The sequence below is a fragment of the Streptomyces sp. NPDC107765 genome, from assembly GCF_055657085.1.
In genome coordinates this window covers 357,829-377,135 of sequence record NZ_JBVKBL010000005.1, presented here as the reverse complement: position 1 = coordinate 377,135, position 19,307 = coordinate 357,829, and the positions used below count along the sequence as shown (strand labels likewise).

Annotated in this window: 15 protein-coding genes and 1 pseudogene; 10 read left to right on the top strand and 6 right to left on the bottom strand. The window is 72.7% G+C overall.

The window, feature by feature from the left end; genetic code table 11:
• The first annotated feature begins 160 nt into the window (after positions 1-160).
• The 5 genes from ACZ7MX_RS15680 (at position 161) to mscL (ending at position 6,504) form a co-directional block, all read left to right on the top strand.
• Positions 161-1,681: a potassium/proton antiporter gene (locus tag ACZ7MX_RS15680; protein WP_472132547.1), complete on the top strand. Its 1,521-nt coding sequence runs from the start codon at positions 161-163 to the stop codon at positions 1,679-1,681.
• Between the two features lie 326 nt (positions 1,682-2,007).
• Positions 2,008-3,327 (top strand): MFS transporter, encoded by a 1,320-nt coding sequence (locus ACZ7MX_RS15675; RefSeq protein WP_472132309.1) that lies wholly within the window; start codon positions 2,008-2,010, stop codon positions 3,325-3,327.
• Between the two features lie 225 nt (positions 3,328-3,552).
• Complete coding sequence (locus tag ACZ7MX_RS15670; protein WP_472132307.1) at positions 3,553-3,894, top strand: FmdB family zinc ribbon protein; 342 nt, start codon at positions 3,553-3,555, stop codon at positions 3,892-3,894.
• Between the two features lie 317 nt (positions 3,895-4,211).
• A complete protein-coding gene (locus ACZ7MX_RS15665; RefSeq protein WP_472132305.1) occupies positions 4,212-5,045 on the top strand; it encodes an S-methyl-5'-thioadenosine phosphorylase in 834 nt (277 codons plus the stop codon).
• Between the two features lie 952 nt (positions 5,046-5,997).
• Positions 5,998-6,504: a large conductance mechanosensitive channel protein MscL gene (mscL, locus tag ACZ7MX_RS15660; protein WP_472132303.1), complete on the top strand. Its 507-nt coding sequence runs from the start codon at positions 5,998-6,000 to the stop codon at positions 6,502-6,504.
• A gap of 179 nt (positions 6,505-6,683) precedes the next feature.
• On the opposite strand, the gene ACZ7MX_RS15655 is transcribed toward mscL, so the two are convergent.
• The 3 genes and pseudogenes from ACZ7MX_RS15655 to ACZ7MX_RS15645 all read right to left on the bottom strand — a co-directional run bounded on the left by ACZ7MX_RS15655 (position 6,684) and on the right by ACZ7MX_RS15645 (position 9,435).
• Positions 6,684-6,989: a hypothetical protein gene (locus ACZ7MX_RS15655; protein WP_472132301.1), complete on the bottom strand. Its 306-nt coding sequence runs from the start codon at positions 6,987-6,989 to the stop codon at positions 6,684-6,686.
• Between the two features lie 489 nt (positions 6,990-7,478).
• A pseudogene (locus ACZ7MX_RS15650) lies at positions 7,479-8,511 on the bottom strand (MFS transporter); the annotation flags it as partial.
• A 375-nt stretch (positions 8,512-8,886) separates the two neighbouring features.
• A complete protein-coding gene (locus ACZ7MX_RS15645; protein WP_472132299.1) occupies positions 8,887-9,435 on the bottom strand; it encodes an AMP-binding protein in 549 nt (182 codons plus the stop codon).
• A gap of 358 nt (positions 9,436-9,793) precedes the next feature.
• Between ACZ7MX_RS15645 and ACZ7MX_RS15640 the strand changes: the two genes are divergently transcribed.
• Entirely contained in the window at positions 9,794-9,946 is a 153-nt protein-coding gene (locus ACZ7MX_RS15640; RefSeq protein ID WP_472132297.1) for a hypothetical protein, read from the top strand.
• A gap of 210 nt (positions 9,947-10,156) precedes the next feature.
• Here the strand turns inward: ACZ7MX_RS15640 and ACZ7MX_RS15635 are convergent, their stop codons facing one another.
• Complete coding sequence (locus tag ACZ7MX_RS15635; RefSeq protein ID WP_472132295.1) at positions 10,157-11,767, bottom strand: MBL fold metallo-hydrolase; 1,611 nt, start codon at positions 11,765-11,767, stop codon at positions 10,157-10,159.
• A 279-nt stretch (positions 11,768-12,046) separates the two neighbouring features.
• Here ACZ7MX_RS15635 and ACZ7MX_RS15630 point away from each other — a divergent pair, with 279 nt between their 5' ends.
• The 3 genes from ACZ7MX_RS15630 to ACZ7MX_RS15620 all read left to right on the top strand — a co-directional run bounded on the left by ACZ7MX_RS15630 (position 12,047) and on the right by ACZ7MX_RS15620 (position 15,431).
• Complete coding sequence (locus ACZ7MX_RS15630; protein ID WP_472132293.1) at positions 12,047-13,084, top strand: GntR family transcriptional regulator; 1,038 nt, start codon at positions 12,047-12,049, stop codon at positions 13,082-13,084.
• A 1-nt stretch (position 13,085) separates the two neighbouring features.
• Complete coding sequence (locus tag ACZ7MX_RS15625) at positions 13,086-14,114, top strand: sulfite exporter TauE/SafE family protein (protein WP_472132291.1); 1,029 nt, start codon at positions 13,086-13,088, stop codon at positions 14,112-14,114.
• Positions 14,115-14,225: 111 nt separating this feature from the next.
• Positions 14,226-15,431, top strand: coding sequence for an NAD(P)/FAD-dependent oxidoreductase (locus ACZ7MX_RS15620; protein ID WP_472132289.1), 1,206 nt, complete (start codon positions 14,226-14,228; stop codon positions 15,429-15,431).
• A gap of 18 nt (positions 15,432-15,449) precedes the next feature.
• Here the strand turns inward: ACZ7MX_RS15620 and ACZ7MX_RS15615 are convergent, their stop codons facing one another.
• Positions 15,450-16,577 carry a MerR family transcriptional regulator gene (locus tag ACZ7MX_RS15615; protein WP_472132287.1) on the bottom strand — a complete coding sequence of 376 codons (1,128 nt, stop codon included), beginning with the start codon at positions 16,575-16,577 and terminating at the stop codon, positions 15,450-15,452.
• Between the two features lie 86 nt (positions 16,578-16,663).
• Complete coding sequence (locus tag ACZ7MX_RS15610; protein WP_472132285.1) at positions 16,664-17,983, bottom strand: amidohydrolase; 1,320 nt, start codon at positions 17,981-17,983, stop codon at positions 16,664-16,666.
• A 188-nt stretch (positions 17,984-18,171) separates the two neighbouring features.
• Here ACZ7MX_RS15610 and ACZ7MX_RS15605 point away from each other — a divergent pair, with 188 nt between their 5' ends.
• On the top strand, positions 18,172-19,203 hold the full coding sequence (locus ACZ7MX_RS15605; RefSeq protein ID WP_472132283.1) for a methyltransferase: 1,032 nt from the start codon (positions 18,172-18,174) through the stop codon (positions 19,201-19,203).
• The last annotated feature ends 104 nt before the right edge of the window (positions 19,204-19,307 follow it).

Sequence of the window (19,307 nt, the reverse complement as noted above, 5' to 3'; positions counted from 1 at the left end):
ACGGGTTCGGCGACCCCTACGCGGAGTCACCGCCAGCACCCCCAACCTTCAAGCAATGGTAAATTGTTAGTCTCAGTAACTAGATACGGTAAGGAAAGAGCGCCCGAAGACCACCCCCGGACCGTCGCTTTTCGGAACCCGTGCGAGGAAGGACCAGCTCCTGACTGTCGACCACCTCAACGAACTCCTGCTGCTCTGCTCGCTCGTACTGCTCATCGCGGTCGCCGCGGTACGGCTCTCCTCGCGCAGCGGGCTCCCCAGCCTGCTCATCTACCTGGGGATAGGCATCGCCATGGGCCAGGACGGCCTCGGCGGGGTCGTCTTCGACGACGCCCAGCTGACCCAACTCCTGGGCTATGCCGCGCTGGTCGTGATCCTCGCCGAGGGCGGTCTGGGCACCAAGTGGAAAGAGATCAGGCCGGCACTGCCCCAGGCGGCGGTGCTGTCGACGGTCGGCGTCGCGGTGAGCGTGGGGGTCACCGCGGCCGGAGCACACTATCTGGCCGGACTCGGCTGGCGGCAGGCGCTGCTGATCGGCGCCGTGGTCTCGTCCACGGACGCCGCGGCGGTCTTCTCCGTCCTGCGCAGCGTGCCGCTGCCGGCCCGGCTCTCGGGTGTCCTCGAAGCGGAATCCGGCTTCAACGACGCCCCGGTGGTCATCCTGGTCGTCGCCTTCTCCACCCCGCGAGAGGTCGACCATTGGTACGTCCTCCTCGGTGAGATCGCCCTGGAGCTGGCGATCGGCGCCGCCCTCGGCCTCGCGATCGGCTGGCTCGGCGCCTACTGCATGCGACACGTGGCGCTGCCGGCCTCCGGTCTCTACCCCATCGCCGTCATGGCCATCGCGGTCTCCGCCTACGCCGCCGGCGCACTGGCGCACGGCTCGGGCTTCCTCGCCGTCTATCTGGCCGCGATGGTCCTCGGCAACGCCAAGCTGCCGCACGCCCCGGCCACCCGCGGCTTCGCCGAGGGGCTCGGCTGGATCGGCCAGATCGGCATGTTCGTCCTGCTGGGCCTGCTGGTCACCCCGCACAACCTCCTCGACGACGTGGTGCCGGCCCTGGTCATCGGCATGATCCTCACCCTCGTCGCCCGCCCGACCTCGGTGTTCGTCTCGCTGCTGCCGTTCCACATGTCCTGGCAGGAGAAGACCCTGCTGTCGTGGGCCGGCCTGCGCGGCGCGGTCCCCATCGTGCTGGCCACCATCCCGATGGTGGGCGCCGTCCCCGGCAGTGAGGGCGTCTTCAACATCGTCTTCGTCCTGGTCGTGGTCTACACCCTGATCCAGGGGCCGACGCTGCCCTGGCTCGCCCGGCACCTCCGGCTGGGCGACGGCGAGGAGCCCGCCGACCTGGGCATCGAGTCCGCCCCGCTGGAGCGGCTGCGCGGCCATCTGCTGTCGACGTCCATCGGGCCGGCCTCCCGGATGCACGGCGTCGAGGTCGGCGAGCTGCGGATGCCGGCGGGCGCCGCGGTCACCCTCGTCGTCCGGGACGGCTCCAGTTTCGTGCCGTCGCCGTCGACCGTGCTGCGGCGCGGCGACGAACTGCTGGTCGTCGCCACGGACCCGGTGCGCGACGCGGCCGAGCGGCGGCTGCAGGCAGTCTCCCGGGGCGGCAAGCTGGCCGGCTGGCTGGGCACCGGCGCCACCACACGACGGCGCGGTCACGGCCACCACTGACGTCCGCAGGGCCACGGCGGCGGGCCGCCCCGCAATGTGGCCAACATCTCCAAGCAACCCAAGGAAAAGCGGGTGAAGCACTGGTCAATCCCAGGGCTTCACCCGCTCGGGCCTGTACAATGAAGAAGGAACAACAGACGAACCACCTCTGCCTGATGCAGAGCTGGCGCGACCGCTCGGCGGCCGCGGTCCCCTGCCACCTGCAGCCACCCTCTCGGGGTGCGGACCACGCGGTATCACTCGGTCCAGCGCGAGAGGACAGCTCTCGGCGCGTACCCGTGACGACCTCGCGGCGACGCGCTACCAGGCGGCAGAAAGGCCCGGCCGTGGCATCCGCGGTCAAGCACTCCCGTCCCGGTTACGGACAACTGCTCCGCACCCCTGGTGCGTGGACCTTCCTCCTGCCCGGCTTCCTGGCCCGGCAGCCGTTCGCGATGCTGACCATCGGCATCGTGCTGCTCGTCCAGTCCACCACCGGCTCCTACGGCACCGCCGGCGCGGTCTCGGCCGCCACCGGTGTCTCGATGGCACTGTTCGCCCCGCAGAGCGGCAAGCTCGCCGACCGTTTCGGTCAGCGCGCGGTGCTGATCCCCGGCATCCTCGTGCACACCGCCGGTGTCGCGGCGCTGATCGTCCTGGCCCTGGCGCACGCCCCCCTGTGGGCGCTGCTCGCCGTGGCCGTCCCCACGGGCGCCTCGACTCCGCAGGTCGGCCCGATGGTGCGGGCCCGCTGGGCGTCCCGGCTCGGCGGCAGCCCGCTGATGCCGACGGCGGCCGCCTTCGAGTCGGTGACCGACGAGTTCACCTTCGTGGTCGGCCCGGTCCTGGCGACCGCGCTGTGCACCGGCATCCACCCGGCCGCCGGCCTGATCGCCGAGGCCGTACTGACCCTGGCCGGCGGCCTGCTCTTCGCCTCCCAGCGCCGCACCCAGCCGCCCGTCCACCGGGCGCAGACCGACGACCGGCCGCGCGTCTCGGCCCTGTCGGTCCCCGGCGTCCGCGTGCTGATCGTGGCGTTCCTCGGCATCGGCGCCGTCTTCGGCGGCATGCAGGTCTCGCTGACCGCGTTCACCCAGGCCATCGGCCAGCCCGGCATCAACGGCCTGCTCTACGGAATCTTCGCCGGCGGCAACATGCTCGCCGGGATCGCCTGCGGCGCCATCGCCTGGAAGGTCGGCCCGCGCCGCCGGCTGCTGGTCGCCTACGGGCTGCTGGCGCTGGCCACCACCCCGCTGTGGGCGGTGACCGCGGTACCGCTGCTGGGCGCCGTCGGCCTGGTCGTCGGTCTCTGCATCGCCCCCGCCCTGATCACCGGCTACACCCTGGTGGAGTCCCTGGTCCCGGCCGCGGCACGCACGGAGGCGTTCACCTGGCTGACCGGCGCGGTCGCCCTGGGCCAGGCCGTCGCCGCCACCTCCGCCGGCCAGCTCACCGACCGCTTCAGCCCCAGCACCGGCTTCCTGGTCCCCCTGGCCGGAACGGCCCTGGCCCTGGTGGTGCTGCTGGCCCTGCGCGCCCACCTGCTGCCGCGCTCCTCGTCCGACGCGGCCGACGCGGACCGGCGGGACACGGCGTCCGGGGCCGACTCCGGCGCCGGAACGGGCACGGCGGCCGAGGACCGCGGGCGGGAGCTGGCGAACGCCTGAGGGGGCGAGCGCGGACGGGTGCGGACGGGTGCGGCGACGGGTGCCGGTGGGGGCCGGCGGGCGGCTGGCCGGGTTCCGGCGAGCGCCCGCCGCCGTCCGTCACGGACCGGCCCCGGACGTGGGGTCGGTCACCGTCTGCCCGGTCGCAGTGGACTGACGCGCCGGAATACTGCAATATGGAGCGTCGTTAGCACTCATCGAGTGAGAGTGCCAGGAGGAAGTCAAGTGCCGACCTACCAGTACCAGTGCACCGCGTGCGGCGAGGGCCTTGAGGCGGTGCAGAAGTTCACCGACGACGCGCTGACGGAGTGCCCCAGCTGCAACGGACGCCTGAAGAAGGTGTTCTCCGCGGTCGGCATCGTCTTCAAGGGTTCCGGCTTCTACCGCAACGACAGCCGCGGCTCGTCGTCCAGCAGCAGCCCCGCGAAGAGCTCCTCCTCGTCGAGCACGACGTCGTCCTCGGACTCCGCCGGCTCCTCGTCGAGCAGCTCCGGCTCCGACAGCAAGCCGTCCGCGCCCGCCACGTCGTCCTCCGGAAGCGCGTCGAGCACCAGCTCCGCCGCCTGAGCCTGACCGGCAGCGCCGGCAGTCCGGCAGGGCCGGCAGACCGGTAGTCCGGCAGCACAGACACCTTCGGGCCCCGCCGTCATCGGACGGCGGGGCCTGCTGCATGCCGGTCCGCTGCATTCCGGTCGCTGGGTTCCGGTTCGCTCCATGCGGGTCCGCTCCATTCCGGTCCGCTGCCGCCTCCGGCTCGCTGCCGCCTCGGTCCGCTGTTGTCTCCGTTCCGCTGTCGTCTCCGGTCCGCTGCCGCCTCGATCGGCTGCATGCACGCCCCCGGGGTGGCGGATCTCGTGGTGGCCGCCCCCGCTAAGGTGACCGCCATGGCTGACGCGGAAATAGGCGTAATAGGCGGTTCGGGCTTCTACTCCTTCCTCGACGACGTGACCGAGATCACGGTCGATACCCCGTACGGTCGCCCCAGCGACTCGGTGTTCCTCGGCGAGATCGCCGGCCGCCAGGTCGCCTTCCTCCCCCGGCACGGCCGCGACCACCGCCTCCCGCCGCACCGCATCAACTACCGCGCCAACCTGTGGGCGCTGCGCTCGCTCGGCGTACGCCAGGTCCTCGGCCCGTGCGCGGTCGGCGGGCTGCGCCCCGAATACGGCCCCGGCACGCTGCTGGTCCCCGACCAGCTCGTGGACCGCACCAAGGCCCGCGTCCAGACCTACTTCGACGGCGAGCCGCTGCCCGACGGGAGCGTCCCCAACGTCGTCCACCTGACGTTCGCCGACCCTTACTGCCCCGCCGGCCGCCAGGCCGCCCTCGCCGCCGCCCGCGGCCGCGAGTGGGAACCGGTCGACGGCGGCACGCTCGTCGTCATCGAGGGCCCGCGCTTCTCGACCCGCGCCGAATCCCGCTGGCACGCCGCCCAGGGCTGGTCCGTGGTCGGGATGACCGGTCACCCCGAGGCGGTCCTGGCCCGCGAACTGACCCTCTGCTACACCTCGTTGACCCTGGTCACCGACTTGGACGCGGGCACCGAGACCGGCGACGGCGTCTCCCACGAGGAAGTCCTCCAGGTCTTCGCCCAGAATGTCGGCCGGCTCCGCGAGGTCCTCTTCGACGCGGTCGCCGCGCTGCCCCGGTCCACCGACCGCACCTGCCCCTGCGCCGACGCCCACGCGGGCTGGGACCTGGGCATCGAACTGCCGTAAGGCGCCTGGCGGGCCGGGGACCGGGGCTGGGCCGGGGGCCGGAGCTGGGCCGGGGGCCAGGCTCGGGCCCGCCACCTTTTTCCTGCCCCGCTCGTCCCCCACCCGAGTGGCGAAGTTATCCACATCCCGAAGCTTCTCCACAGGCCACAGCAGGCACAGGCGCAATACGGCACGGTGGTGCTCGCCGATTCCACCGAGGCTCGTCCGATTCGCGGTCTCCGGTCTCCGATCTCGGATCTCCGACCTACGAGTCGCCGACGAGCCCCTCACCACCCAAGGCGGTACCACCATGCCCACGACGCCGTACCCTCCGCTCACCTCCCTCGCCCCATTCGCCTCGCGCAATCCCGCCCCTTCCTCCGATCTCTCGTCCGATCTCTCGTCTGCTCTCTCGTCCGACCTCTCATCGCCGCCTCTCCCCACTCCCCCGCGGTGTGAAGTGCCCCACTTTCCACCGGTACGAGCCGGCGGTGGCAGGGGTGGATGGGGCAGGGCAGGGCCGCGCCGCATGCTGATCGCCGGGCTCGCGATGGCCGCCGCAGCTCTGGCCGGCGCGGCCTCGTACGGGACCGTACGAGCCTTACCCGCGACGGGCTGCCCGTCGACGGCGGCCCTGGGAGGGCGCTAGCCATGCCGCAAGATCGAGTGGCTTCTGCGCACACCGCCCGCGAAACTGCTGCGAGTGGCAGGGCACCTGCCGCGGGGGACCGGGGCCGGTCGCGCCAACGGTGGCGCGCCGCCCGCACCGGAACCGTCGGGCCGGTCCACCGCACGAAACCCACTCGCCGGACCAGCACCAACGCCCTGGCCGGTCACTGGTTCACCCGCCGGTTCAATCGCCGGGTCGTGTTGCCCGACTGGACAGCGCTGCCGTGCCCTGCCGTAAGTTGCGGTGCTGATTGTTCGTGCACCGTCCGTGGTGAGCGTCGTGAACGTGGAAAGAGGCTGTCAGGTGAGCGAGAGCAAGGGCGTCCTGCAGGGGTTCAAGGAATTCCTGATGCGGGGCAACGTCATAGAACTCGCGGTCGCGGTCGTTGTCGGTGCGGCGTTCACCAACATCGTCAACGCCGTGGTCAAGGGCGTGATCAACCCGATCGTCGGCGCTCTGGGTTCGCAGAACCTCGACAACTACAAGGCGTGCCTCACCACCTGCCACACGGACAAGAAGACGGGCGCGTTCACCGACGGGATCTACGTCCTCTGGGGGTCGGTGCTCAGTTCCGCACTGACCTTCCTGATCACCGCCGGGGTCGTCTACTTCCTCATGATCCTTCCGATGACCAAGTGGAAGGAGCGCCAGGCGGCCAGGAAGCCGATCGACAACACCCCGCTGGCCCCGACCGAGGTCGAACTGCTCACCGAGATCCGCGACGCTCTCATCGCACAGCGCGCCACCTCTGCTGCTCCCGTGCCCTCCTCCACCTCCGGCACGATCGGCGCCCAGAGGACGCAGAGCTAGCAGGTCAGAAGCGGCCACGCCGGGCGGCCGCCCCAGGGGTCCCCGAGAGCTTCGAGATCTCCGAGGTCGTCTCCCGAGTCTCCCGGACCTCCAAGGTCTTCGAGACCTCCAGAGCTTCAGGGATCTCCGGGGTCTCCCAGGTCTCCGGAATTTCAGGGCGCTCCGAGATTTCAGGGCCCTCAGAGGTGATGGGGCGGCTTCTCGGCGAGAAAGCGGGCGAGGTCGGAGGCGCTGTCTCCACCGGCCGGCCGTTCGCCCCAGCCCCTGTCGGTGTCGTCCGAGGACTGCTGGTTCAGCGGGTCGTCGAAGATCAGCGCCGCGGCAGACTTGGGGGCCGCCCGCCGAGGGGCCACGGTCGCGGGCTCAGACGCGGTCTCGGAAGCATCCGCCTGCCCACGGTCACCGTCTCCCTCGACGGCGGAGTCCGGGGCAGCAGGACCGGCCTGGGGCTCAGCGTCCCGCTCGAAATCAGGGGTGGTACTCACCTCTCCAGAGTACGGGCGAGCCCAAGGAAGCCACCGAGCGGCAACGACCCCCGGCACTCCTTACGCCCTTCTGCGGTACGCCGCCCCGACAGACGCAGGCCCCTCCGCTCAGCCACCACCCACCCTCCCGCCGAGTATGCGTGCGTGCAGACCGATTCCATGGCGGAACGGCTGGGGATGCCTCCAGGACTCCCCCCCGGCTCCCCCGCTTCCCCGCGCCCCCCGGGCGGCGCCGAGATCTAGTGACCCTTGTCGTGGGTGGGTATGGGACGCGGGCGCTGGCCGCCGTTGGGCCGGGTCGGCGGGCTCTGTGAGGCGTGGCTGCGTTTGTGGGGGCGCGTCCGGTCTGTGCTGCCGGGGAGGGAGTGACGAGTGGGTGCGGATGATGAACGAGGGGAGGACATGGGTCGGTCACCTTTCAGATGGGCCTGGAACAGGTACGTCACTTGACCCCCGTTGGCCTGGGAGAGGTGGGCGTTGCCGCGCAGCCAGTACGGGTTTGCAACGGGGGCCGTATGCGGTGCAGGCGTCGGAGTCGAGGCGGAGGTCGCGCATGGTGCCGCGGAGCTTCTCGACGTAGGGGGGAGGTGTCGATGAGGGCGCCGCAGTGGCGGCAGGCGAAGAACTCGTCGTCCTTGCGGGCGGCGTAGGTGAAGACCATGGACCGCCGGGCGAGGAATGGGTAAGCGCCGCCGCCCAGGAAACGGGAAGAGCGCGGAGAACGTCGGCAGGGGCCCGGAGCCGGAGCTGACGAGCAGGGGCAGCAGAGGGACGAGGTCGTAGGCAAATCGCTGGCCGTGCCGGCTGTTCGGTCGCGTAGGTGGCGCCCCGGAAATGGCCGACGCCCGCGATGACGAGGCCGACGGCGAGGTGGAGGCCGTGGAACATCGCCGGCCGACGGCGTCGGAGGAAGGGAAGCGGCGGGTCTTCGGGCCCAGCGCCGCACTTCGTAGTCGGGGCCGGGGCCGGGGCCAGCGCCGGTCGACGCGGTGAGAGGGAACCATCCCCAGGCGAGAGGGAAGGTGATCAGCGCGGCGATCAGGCAGCCCAGGAAGGCGAGTTGGTGGGCGCCCCAGCGGGTGGTGGAACGGGTGCCGAGGAGTTTCAGGAAGCCCAGGTAGGTGGCGGCCAGTTGGGGCAGGGCCGTGGGCGCTTGATCGAAATTCTCGCGGGAGAAGAGGGTGTGCCGGCCCTGCCGGAGCAGTCGGCCGACGGGTGGTTCCCTGACCCAGCTGACCCAGCTGACCCAGACGGTGTGGCGGTAGGCGACGCGGATGGCGAGGAAGACGGTGGCCACGGCGTACAGGAGCAGCGTCGAGTCGAAGTCCCGGAGCAGGCGGCGGCCCAGCGCGAGGGCGATGGCGAGAACGAGGGTGAGAACTAGGGCGAGGGTGAGGGCGAGGAGCAGTGCGACGGCGGAGGGCATGAAGGGGGCGCGGACGGTCGCTGTTGATCTGGTCCGCGGCGGGCCCGTGGGCGTGGGTGCCTGAGGACGGCCGGTCACCTCGCTACGGCCGGTCACCCGGCTACCTTTGGTCGCTTCGCTACCGCCGGTCGCCCCGCTACCGCCGGTCGTCTCGCTACCGCCGGTCGCCCCGATTCCGTAGGTCGGCCCGACTCCGTAGGTCGGCCCGACTCCGTAGGTCGGCCCGATGTCGTCGGTCGTTACGGTGGCGTCGGTCGGCTTGGCTCTACCGGTTGCCGCTCTGTCGGTTGCCGCAGGTGTACCGGTTGCGTTGTCCGCCTCGGGCCCGGCCGGGGTGGCGGCAGGGGCGGGTGGGGCGGCGTCCGGGTGCTGGGGCACAAGGCCCACGCTAGGAAGGTACGGGGCGGTTCGCCCGTTTTTGTGGCCTCAGTGGGTGACGTATGCGGGAGAGTTCGAGAGCGTCCCCTACCCCTACCGGCAGGCGGGCGTCCGTCCCTCCAGGGCCTCGTTCCACCACAGGTCGCGGCCCGGCTTCCAGGACACCGGCCGGGAGCAGCGGTTCACCACCAGGACCGTCCGTACGGGCGTCTCCCCCGACGCGGCGGCGCGCGCGAGAGCGTGGTCGAGCAACGGCTTCACCGGCCGTACCGCCCCGTCCCAGAACGCCGCGTCCGCCGTGATCACCACCCGCGCCGACGACTCCCTTGTACGCGCTACGAGTTCGGGCACCGTCAGGGAGACCGGCAGGGTCGTCCGGATCGCCTCCAGCCGACCGCAGGCGAGCGTGGCGATCACGGATTCCGGCACCAGCGGCAGGTGCACCGCGACCCGGTCACCGGCCCCGACCCCGAGCCGCGTGAGCACGTCGGCGGCCCGTTCGGCCTGGTCCAGGAGCATGCCGTGGGTGAGCTCTTCCAGGCGGCCCGGTTCCCCGCTCCAGGTGAGGGCGATCCGCGAGGAATCGGGCTCTTGTATTTCCCCGGCGGGGTCTGCATGCTTGGTGATCACACGGCGCAACATGCGGTTCAGCATGGAGATCACCGATCAACGATCGCTGAACGTCCGCTGTACGGGGCCTCGCGCCCGCCCCTTCTCGCACCCAGGCAGCTGGCTCGCGCCCTGAAGTCCTGCCCCCTTCCGGTGCACTTCATCCCTCCTCTTCGCTTCCGTTTTCCGTTTTCCTGCTGCCGTTTTCCGTCTGCCGCCCGCCGTCCGCAATCCGCCGTCTGCCATCTGCCATTGCCTGTCGCACGTCGCACGGAGCCGTCCCACGAAGCGCGTCGCGTACGGCATGGCGCGCGGCCGGATGTCGCGTACGGCATGCGCGCGGCGCTTGCCGGCGGTGGTACGCCGCGAGTGCGCCGGTGAGGCGTCCGGCGTGACCAAGGCGGCGATGACGGCCACGGCGGGCCTCGGGCTCACGGCCGGCGGCGGTGCAGGCCCGTCCTTGGCGCTCCCGGCCGCGGCCTGCCTCGTCGCGGGCGGGGCGCTGGTACTCGTCCACGTACGGCGCCCGGGGCGGCGGCACTGACCGGTCGACGGGCCGGGGAAAGGGGCCCGCACCCCACGGTGGGCCCCCGTCCCGTGCTGCGGCCTCCCGCACCCATCCCTACCAGGCCGCGGCCCCGCGCCCGCCCCTCCCGCTTCAAAGTCCGGCCTCAGGTCCCGCCCCAGGCCCAGCCTCAGGTGCGGCCTCGGGTCCCGCCTCAGGTGCGGTCTCGGTCCCGCTTCGGGTCCTGTCTCAGGTCCCGGCCATCGCCTCATAGCCCCCTTCCACATCGCATACGTCCCCGAACCCCCGCGCCTCCAGGAGGGCCGCCGCGATCACCGAGCGGTTTCCGCTGCGGCAGTAGAGGACGACCGGGCGGGCCGGGTCCAGTTCGGTGATGCGGTCCGGCAGGGTCGCCAACGGGATGCTGCGGGCGCCCGGGAGCGCGCCCGCCGCGTACTCGGCGGGATTGCGGACATCGACCAACTGGGCCCGCGGAACTCGGCCGCCGGTGTTGGGACCGGTGGCCGTATCCGTATCCGTAGCCGTGCCCCAACCCGTATCCGTGTCCGTGGCCGTACCCATAGCCGTGCCCCTGCCCGTACCCGTACCCGGGCCCGTACCCATAGCTGTACCGGTAGCCGTATCCGAACCCGTAGGCAGATCCGCGCCCGGGGCGTCGACGGTCAACTCTGCGCATACTTGGGGTAGTTCATCGGGTCCGACGCGGTGGCTGCGGCGGACCAGCGCAGGTTCCCGGTCCAATACGGCGGTCGGGTCGGGGAGATGGCCGAGGACGTGGTCATAGCCGATGCGGGCGAGTCGCAGACGGGCCTCCCGTTCCTTACCCGGGTCGGCGAGCAGCACGATCGGGGTGCCCGGGGCGACCACGCTGCCCGCGTACTCCGCGAACCGCGTGTCCAGGCTCGTGTGCAGCGACCCCTTCAGATGCGCCCGGGTGTAGGCGGCCAGCGGCCGGCAGTCCAGCAGCACCGCACCCTGCTGGTCGCGGGCCGCGAGGGCCTCCTCCAGGGTGAGGGCGGGCGGTTCGTCTGCATCGAGGAGCGGGTGTCCGTCCCGGTTGAGGGCGGCGTCGTGGGCGAAGTAACCGGGGGTGGCGGGTTGTCCCGCGGTGACCAGCCGTACGAATTCGGCCACCGGCATGGGCTGCAGCGCGTAGTTGAGGCGTCGCTGGTCCCCGATGGTGGAGCTGGTCTCGGTGGACAGGCTCCGGCCGCAGGCCGATCCGGCGCCGTGTGCGGGAAAGACCCGGGTCGCGTCCGGGAGCGTCAGGAGTTTGGTGTGCAGGGAGTGGTGCAGGCGTACGGCCATGTCGTGCGGGGAGTGGCCGGCGGCGGAGAGCAGGTCGGGGCGGCCGACGTCGCCGACGAAGAGGGTGTCGCCGGTGAGCACGCCGAACGGCACGGGGTCGTCCGGGTTTTCGTGGACGACCAGGCAGAGGGACTCCAGGGTGTGGCCAGGGGTGGCGAGCACGGTGAGGGTGACGCCCCCGCGTCCGCCCCCATTCCCCCGGCCCCCTGCGCTCCCCCCGTCGCCCGCCTCCCCGAGGAAGATGCGTTCGCCGTCCCGTAACCGCCGTATGGGGAAGCCGGTTCGGGCGGCTTCCCCAAAGGCGATGGTGGCGCCGGTGGCGCGGGCGAGTTCGAGGTGTCCGGAGAGGAAGTCGGCGTGCACATGCGTCTCGATGACGAGCTCGATGCGCAGGCCGGCGGCCGCCGCGTCCTGGAGGTAGTCGTCGATGTCACGACGCGGATCGACCAGGACGGCGCGTCCGGTGGTCTCGTCACCGATCAGGTACGACGCCTGGGAGAGGCAGTCGAGGTAGTACTGCGCGAAGTGCACGGTCGGCCTCCAGGGGTGTGCGCCCCGGGCGGCGGCTGAGGTCCGCTCGGGCGGGCGGGACGATGCGTTGTGCGGATGCACGGATGTACGTACATTAGGGAGCCGGGTTGGCGGGCGACAAGCCGGGTTCCGTTGCGAGCGCGCCGAACTGACCTGACATCAGCAGATCTGTCCCCCAAGCCGCGGAGGGGTATCCCGCATATGTCGACCGAGCCGACAGACCCCCCGCACGGTGGGCACGGCACGAACCGTGAGCACGACCCGAACCATGAGCGCGACATGAACCATGAGCGCGGTACGGACCGAGTGCACGGTGCGCACAGCGCTCACGAGGCGCACGCCGCCCCGGGCGCGCACGCTCCGCGCCCCCTGGACCGGCGCTCGCCGCTCCCCCTCTGGGCGCAGCTCCTCGCCGATCTGCGCCGCCGGATGGACGCCGGCGCGTTCACCGAGGAGTTCCCCGCCGAGCACCGGCTCACCGCCGAGTACGAGGTCAGCCGGCACACCGTCCGTGAGGCGCTGCGCAAGCTGCGCGCCGACGGCCTGGTGATCGCCGAACGCGGGCGCGCCAGCCGCCTGGACACCCGCCGCATACAGCAGCCGCTCGGCTCGCTCTACAGCCTCTTCCGGGAGCTGGAGGGGCAGGGTGTGGAGCAGCGCAGTGAGGTGCTGCGTCTCGAACGGACCGCGGACGGCACGATCGCCGGGCATCTGGGGCTGGTGCCGGACGCACCGCTGGTCGTACTGGAGCGGCTGCGGCTCGCGGACGGTGAACCGCTCGCCCACGACACCGCGTATCTGCCCGCCGAGATCGCCGAGCCCCTGCTGGACGCGGACTTCGGGCACACCTCCCTCTACGGCGAGCTGTCCCGGCGCTGTGCGGTGAAGGTCACCGGCGGCCGGGAGCGGATCCAGCCGTTCCTGCCGGACATCCGGCAGGCGTGGCTGCTGGGACTGGCCGACCGGGAGCCGGCGTTCGCGATCGAGCGGCTGGGCCGGTCCGGGGAACGGCCGGTGGAGTGGCGCGAAACGGTGGTCCGCGGTGACCGGTTCACGTTCGTGGCGGAGTGGTCGGACCGCAGCCCAGCCGTCGCACTGGCCCCGCGCGCGGCGAACCCGTCCGCCACCCCACATCCGCACGCCTCGGCTCCCGCCACCCCACATCCGCACGCCTCGGACCTCGCCGCCCCGCATCGACACGCCGCGAGCCCCTCCACCCCGCGCACCTCGTCGGCGCCCCCGAGCCCCTCCCCGGAGCCGTCCGCGCATGCGCCCTCGGAGCCGTCCGCGCATCCCTCCTCGTGTCCGTCCGCCTAGCGTGTCCGTCCTCATAGCCGCCGCGGCGCTGCCGTGCGGGCTGCTGATCGGGCTGTTGCTGGGGGCGCTCGGCGGCGGCGGTTCGGTGCTCGCCGTGCCGGTGCTGGTGTACGTGGTGGGGCAGTCGCCGCACGAGGCGACCGCGGGTGCGCTGGTCGTCGTCACGGTCGGCGCGGTGACCGGGCTGCTCTGCCATGCCCGCGCGGGCCGGGTCCGATGGGCGGCCGGCGTCACCTTCGGCGCCCTCGGTACGGCCGGCAGCTATCTCGGCTCCCGTTGGAGCGCGGCGGTGCCGCCCGCCGTCCTGATGGCGGCGTTCGCCGGGCTGATGCTCGTCGTCGCGGCGCTGCTGCTGTTACGGAGCCGGAGCGAACGGCGCGCGGCACGATCTGCCTCGCTCCCCCACCGGTCCGCGGCCCGCTCGGCCCGCCCCCGATTACGCACGCCCCACCCGAACCACCCGGACTCCCCGAACCACCCGGGCCACCCGGGCCACCCGGGCCACCCAACCTCCCCGAACCACCCCACCCACCCCAATCACCCGGACCACCCCCGCCCCCAGGACCGCTCCCACCCCCCTCACCCCGCCCGCCCCGCTCTCCGCGCCCACCGCGTCGTCCGGGCCCTCCGGGCTCTCCGCGCTCTCCCCGTCCTCCGCTCCGGTCGGGTCGTCGTGACCGCCTCCGCCGTCGGCCTGCTCACCGGGTTCTTCGGGGTCGGTGGCGGCTTCGTCGTCGTCCCGGCCCTCACCCTCGTGCTGGGGCTGGAGATGCCAGTCGCCATCGGCACGTCGCTGCTCGTCATCCTCCTCAACTCCCTTACGGCGCTGGCGACCCGGGCCGGCACCGGCGCCCTGGACTGGCCGCTGCTGGCCGGCTTCGCGGCCTGTGCGGCGGTCGGCAGCCACCTGGGCAACCGTCTGACCACCCGGCTCCCCGCCCAGGTCCTGACCACCGCCTTCGCCACCCTCGTCACGCTGCTCGCCCTCACCACGGCAGCGGCCGCCGTCCCCCGCCTGTGGCCCCCGTAGCCGCGGACACCCACGCGGACACCCGCACCGGGGCCGTCAGCAACAACACCAGCAAGAACCTCAGTAAGAACCTCAGCAAGAACAACTTCCCACCCCCGTAGGAGGAATCAGATGTCCACCGCCCCCGCCCGCCACCAGGTCCTCATCGTCGGCGGCGGCACCGCAGGCATCACCGTCGCCGCCCGGTTACGCCGGGCCGGGGTCACCGACATCGCCCTGCTGGAGCCGTCCGAGACGCACTGGTACCAGCCGCTGTGGACCCTCGTCGGCGGCGGGCAGGCGCCGTTGCGCGCCTCGCTGCGTACCGAGGCGGAGCTGATCCCGCCCGGTGTGCGCTGGCTGCGGGAGCGTGCCACCGGCGTGGACCCGGTGGCCCGTACCGTCACCACCGCCTCCGGCCGGGTGCTCTCCTACGGGCGGCTGGTCCTCGCGCCCGGTCTGCAGCTCGACTGGGACGGCGTGCCGGGGCTGGCCGCCGCCCTGGGCCACGGCGGGGTGAGCAGCAACTACCGGCCCGACCTCGCCCCGTTCACCTGGGACCTGATCCGCCGGATGCGGCGGGGCACCGCACTGTTCACCATGCCGTCGGGGCCGGTGAAGTGCGGCGGCGCACCGCAGAAGATCGCGTACCTGGCGGCCGATTACTGGCGCAAGCGCGGCGTGCTCGGCAACATCCGCACGATCCTGGTGCTGCCCGAACCGGCGATGTTCAAGGTCCCGGTCTTCTCGCGGGCGCTGACGGAGACGGCCCGGCGTTACGGCATCGAGGTGCGGCTGAGTTCCGAGATGACCCGCCTGGACGGTGCGGCACGCGAGGCGGTGATCACCGATCACACCACCGGCGCCACGGAGACGGTCCGCTACGACCTGCTGCACGCGGTGCCGCCGCAGCGGGCCCCCGAGTGGCTGGCGGACGGCCCGCTGGCCGACCCCGATTCGCCCCAGGGGTACGTCAAGGCCGACCGCGAAACGCTCCAGCACCCGGACTTCCCCACCGTTTTCGCTCTGGGGGACGTGGCGGCGCTGCCCACCTCCAAGACGGGCGCGGCCGTCCGCAAACAGGCCCCGGTCGTGGTCGCCAACCTCCTCGCGGGCCTGTGCGGCCGCCCGGCCACGGCACGCTACGACGGCTACACCTCCTGCCCGCTGGTCACCGCACGGCACAAGATGCTGCTCGCCGAATTCGACTACGACCTGCGGCCCGCCCCCTCGTTCCCCTTCCTCGACACGACCCGGGAGCGGACCGACATGTGGTTCCTCAAGCGGTACGGCCTGCCGCAGCTCTACTTCAAGGGCATGCTCAAGGGCCTTGCGTAGCCGCGGCGTCGACGTGCGTCAGGCCGCCGCCACCTCCGCCGTGCGCTCCGCCCGCACGTCCGCCACCACGCACCCCACGTTGTCGGGCGCGCCCGCCTCGCGGGCCAGGGCGATCAGTTCCGTCACGGCCTCGTCGGGACCGGCGGCCGTGGCGAGCACCTGCTGGAGGGTCTCCGGCGGGACCACGCCGGTCAGGCCGTCGGTGCAGAGCAGGTACCGCTCACCGGGGCGGACGTCCAGGAGCGTCACGTCGGGGGTGACGTCGGTGGTCGCGTCGAGGGAGCGCAGGAGCAGGGCGCGCTGGGGGTGGGCCGGGGCCTCCTCGGGGGTGAGGCGGCCCTCGTCGATCAGGGACTGGACGAAGCTGTGGTCCTGGGTGAGGCGGATCAGGCCGGTGTCCCGCAGGACGTAGGCGCGGGAGTCGCCGATGTGCAGCAGTCCGAGCCGGCCGCCGTGGTGGAGGAGGGCGGTGAGCGTCGTACCGGTGGTGCCGGGCGTACTGCCGGCGCCCGTGGGGCCGGCCGCCGACGGTGCGTCCCGGAGGGCCTGGTGGGCGCGTCCGGCCGCCTCCTCCAGCGCGGCCAGGAGGTCCGTCGGCGGCAGGTCGGGCCGGTCGTCGGCGTCGAGGTGCCGGAGGGCGTCGACGGCCGCGGCGGCGGCCGCGGCGCCGTCGGGGCCGTAGCCGTCGGCGACCGCCAGCAGCCGGTGGCCCGCGTGGGCGGCGTCCTGGTTGGCCGGGCGGACCAGGCCGCGGTCGGTACGGGCGGCGGAGCGCAGGGTCAGCGGCATGGGCGATGCGGTCATGGTGGTGGGGTCCTTCCGGGAGAGCTGGTCCACGAGGAAGGCGGCCAGGTCGCGGCGGGCTGCCGTGTCGGCCTCGACCTGCGCCCAGTACGCGGCGACCGCCTCGGCCGCCGCGGCCGGTGCCAGCTCGCACACCTCACGGATGCGGGCCAGCGGCATGCCGAGCCGGCGCAGCCAGGCGACGAGCCGGGCCCGTTCCAGCTGGGCCGGCGCGTAGTGCCGGTAGCCGCTGTGCGGGTCGACCCGGGCCGGGCGCAGCAGCCCGAGCTCGTCGTAGAGGCGCAGGGCCTTCGGCGAGAGCCGGGAGGCGCGGGCGAACGCGCCGATGGTCAGCAGTTCCACGCCGCACCTCCCCTCTCCACGCCGTCTCCTCGTGCCGGGCCCCTCGCCCGGCGCCACCGATGCTGGGGCTTCCCCCAAGGGCAAGGTCAACCGCCCGCCCGCGCCCCGCCTCCCAGCTGGTTGAGCGCCGCCGCCGTCAGTGCCTCGACGCCCATGGTGAGGGTGGGCCGGACGACCGGGGCGAAGTGCGGCGAGTGGTTGGAGGGGATGTCCTGGGCCAGCCGGCCGGCGGCCAGCGCGGTCCGGAAGGCGTCGGGGTCCCAGCCGCCCAGCCACCAGTAGTAGAGGGGCGCACCGGCCGCGGTCGCCAGCAGCCCGGCGTCCTCGCTGCCGGTCGCAGGGTCGTAGGGGAACACCCGCTGCTCGCCGAAGAGTTGGGTGAAGTCCCGGTTGACCTGCGTCAGGACGTCGCTGTCGTTGACGGTGACCGGGAAGGTGTCGAGGGTCGTGATCTGCGGGTCGCGGTCGGCGCCGGAGGCGGCGGCCTCGGCGCGGGCGATGCGTTCGACGGCGGCCAGGACGGCGGTGCGTACCGCCTCGTCGAAGGTGCGGACGCTCAGCCGTACGACGGCGCGGTCGGGGATGACGTTGGCGGTGTCGCCGGCGTGGAAGGAGCCGACGGTGACCACGGCCCGGTCCTTGGGCGCGACCTCGCGGGCCACCACGGTCTGGACGCGCTGGACGAAGGAGGCCGCCATCAGGATCGGGTCGACGGTGGTCTCGGGTCGGGAGCCGTGGCCGCCGGTGCCGTGGAAGGTGATCTCCAGGCTGTCGGCGGCGGCCATGCAGACGCCGGGGCAGTACGCGATGAGCCCGGCGCCGAGCGGGGCGACGTGCTGGGCCAGCACCACGTCGGGGGTGGGGACCAGGCCCTCGCTGTAGAGGCCGGCCTCGATCATCGCCCGGGCTCCGCTGCCGACCTCCTCGGCGGGCTGGAAGAGGACGACGAGGGTGCCGGACCAGTGCGCGCGGCCCGCGGCGAGCAGGTCGGCGGCGCCCAGCAGGCAGGTGACGTGCATGTCGTGGCCGCAGGCGTGCATCCGGCCGGGGACGGTGGAGGCGTAGTCCAGGCCGGAGTCCTCGGTGACCGGCAGCGCGTCCATGTCGGCGCGCAGCAGCACGACCGGGCCGGGGCCGTTGCGCAGCACGCCGGCAACGCCGGTCCTGGCGATGCCGGTGGTGACGTCGAAGCCGTGGCCGGTCAGCCGGCGGGCGACCTCGGCGGCGGTGCGGGTCTCCTGGAAGCCGAGTTCGGGGTGGCGGTGGAGGTCTTTGTAGAGCGCTTCGAGGTCCGGGAGGCGGTCGTCGAGGCCGGCGAGGACGGCGGTGGGCGCGGCCGCTTCCGCGCTGCCGGTCCGATCTGCCGTATCGGTCTTTCCGGTCGTGTCGCTGTCGCTGTCGCTCATACGCGCATTCGACCATGAACCGCCGCCCGCCATCGAGCACCGGCCCACCCGCCGTGCGCCCGCTGCGCTGGCCGGACTTGGCGGTTGGTCAACACCGGCTCCGTGACACCACCGCCCGCTGCTGCAACCGTGAATCACCCGCCTGCGACCGTCGATCCGCAGGCCGAGCCGACGACCGGAGGCTGACGTTGGCCACCTCATCCCAGCGACCGACCGGCGCGCCCCAGGACCTCGCGGCCCACCTGATGGACCACGCCATGGGCCACCTCTTCTCCGCGGCGTTACGCACCGCGGCCCAGCACCGCCTCGCCGACCACCTCGCCGCCGGGCCGCGGACCGTCGAGCAGCTCGCCGCCGCCACCGGCACCCACGCCCCGCACCTGCGCCGGGTGCTGCGCTACCTCGCCGCGCGGGGCATCTTCCACGAGGACGCGACCGGCGCCTACCGGCTGACCCCGGCCGCCCGGCCGCTGCGCACCGACGTTCCCGATTCCCTGCGCACCGCCGTCCTGATGGCCACCGACCAGCTGTTCCTGCGGACCTCGGCCGGGATGCCGGAGGCGGTACGGCACGGCGGCGCGTCCTTCGAGCGGCTCTTCGGCGCGCCGTTCTTCGACCACCTGGGGACGCACCCGGACACCCGGCAGCTGTTCGACGACGGGATGGCGTCGCTGTCCGCGCCGGTCGACGAGGCGGTGGCCGGCGCCTACCCTTTCCCCGAGACCGGCACGGTCGTGGACGTCGGCGGCGGCCGCGGCGGGCTGCTGCGCGCCGTGCTGCGCCGTCGTCCGCACCTGACCGGGGTGCTCTTCGACCAGGCACCGCCGCTGGCCCACCACCTGCTGGACGGCGACGACTTGAAGGGGCGCTGGCGCACCCAGGAGGGCGATTTCTTCGCGGCCGTGCCCGAGGGCGGGGACGTGTACGTCCTCAAGCACGTGCTGCACGACTGGCCGGACGAGCACTGCCGGCGGATCCTTGGGGCCTGCCGTGCGGCGATGGCGCCCGGCAGCCGGCTGCTGGTCGTCGACTGCGTGCTGCCGCCGGGCAACGCCCCGCACTTCGGCAAGACCCTCGACGTGGCGATGATGACGGTCCTCGACGGGCAGGAGCGGACCGCGGAGGAGTTCGCGACACTGCTGTCGGCGGGCGGTTTCCGGCTGACACGGGTGCTGCCGACCACGGCGTTCCCGTCGATCGTGGAGGCCGTCGCCGAGTGACCGCCGCGCCCACGGATGCCGCGCGACACGCCGATGCGCCCCTGTGGGGCGGCATCCGCCGCCCGCGCTCTACTGGTCACGTCCGCCCCGGCCGACCTGCCCTC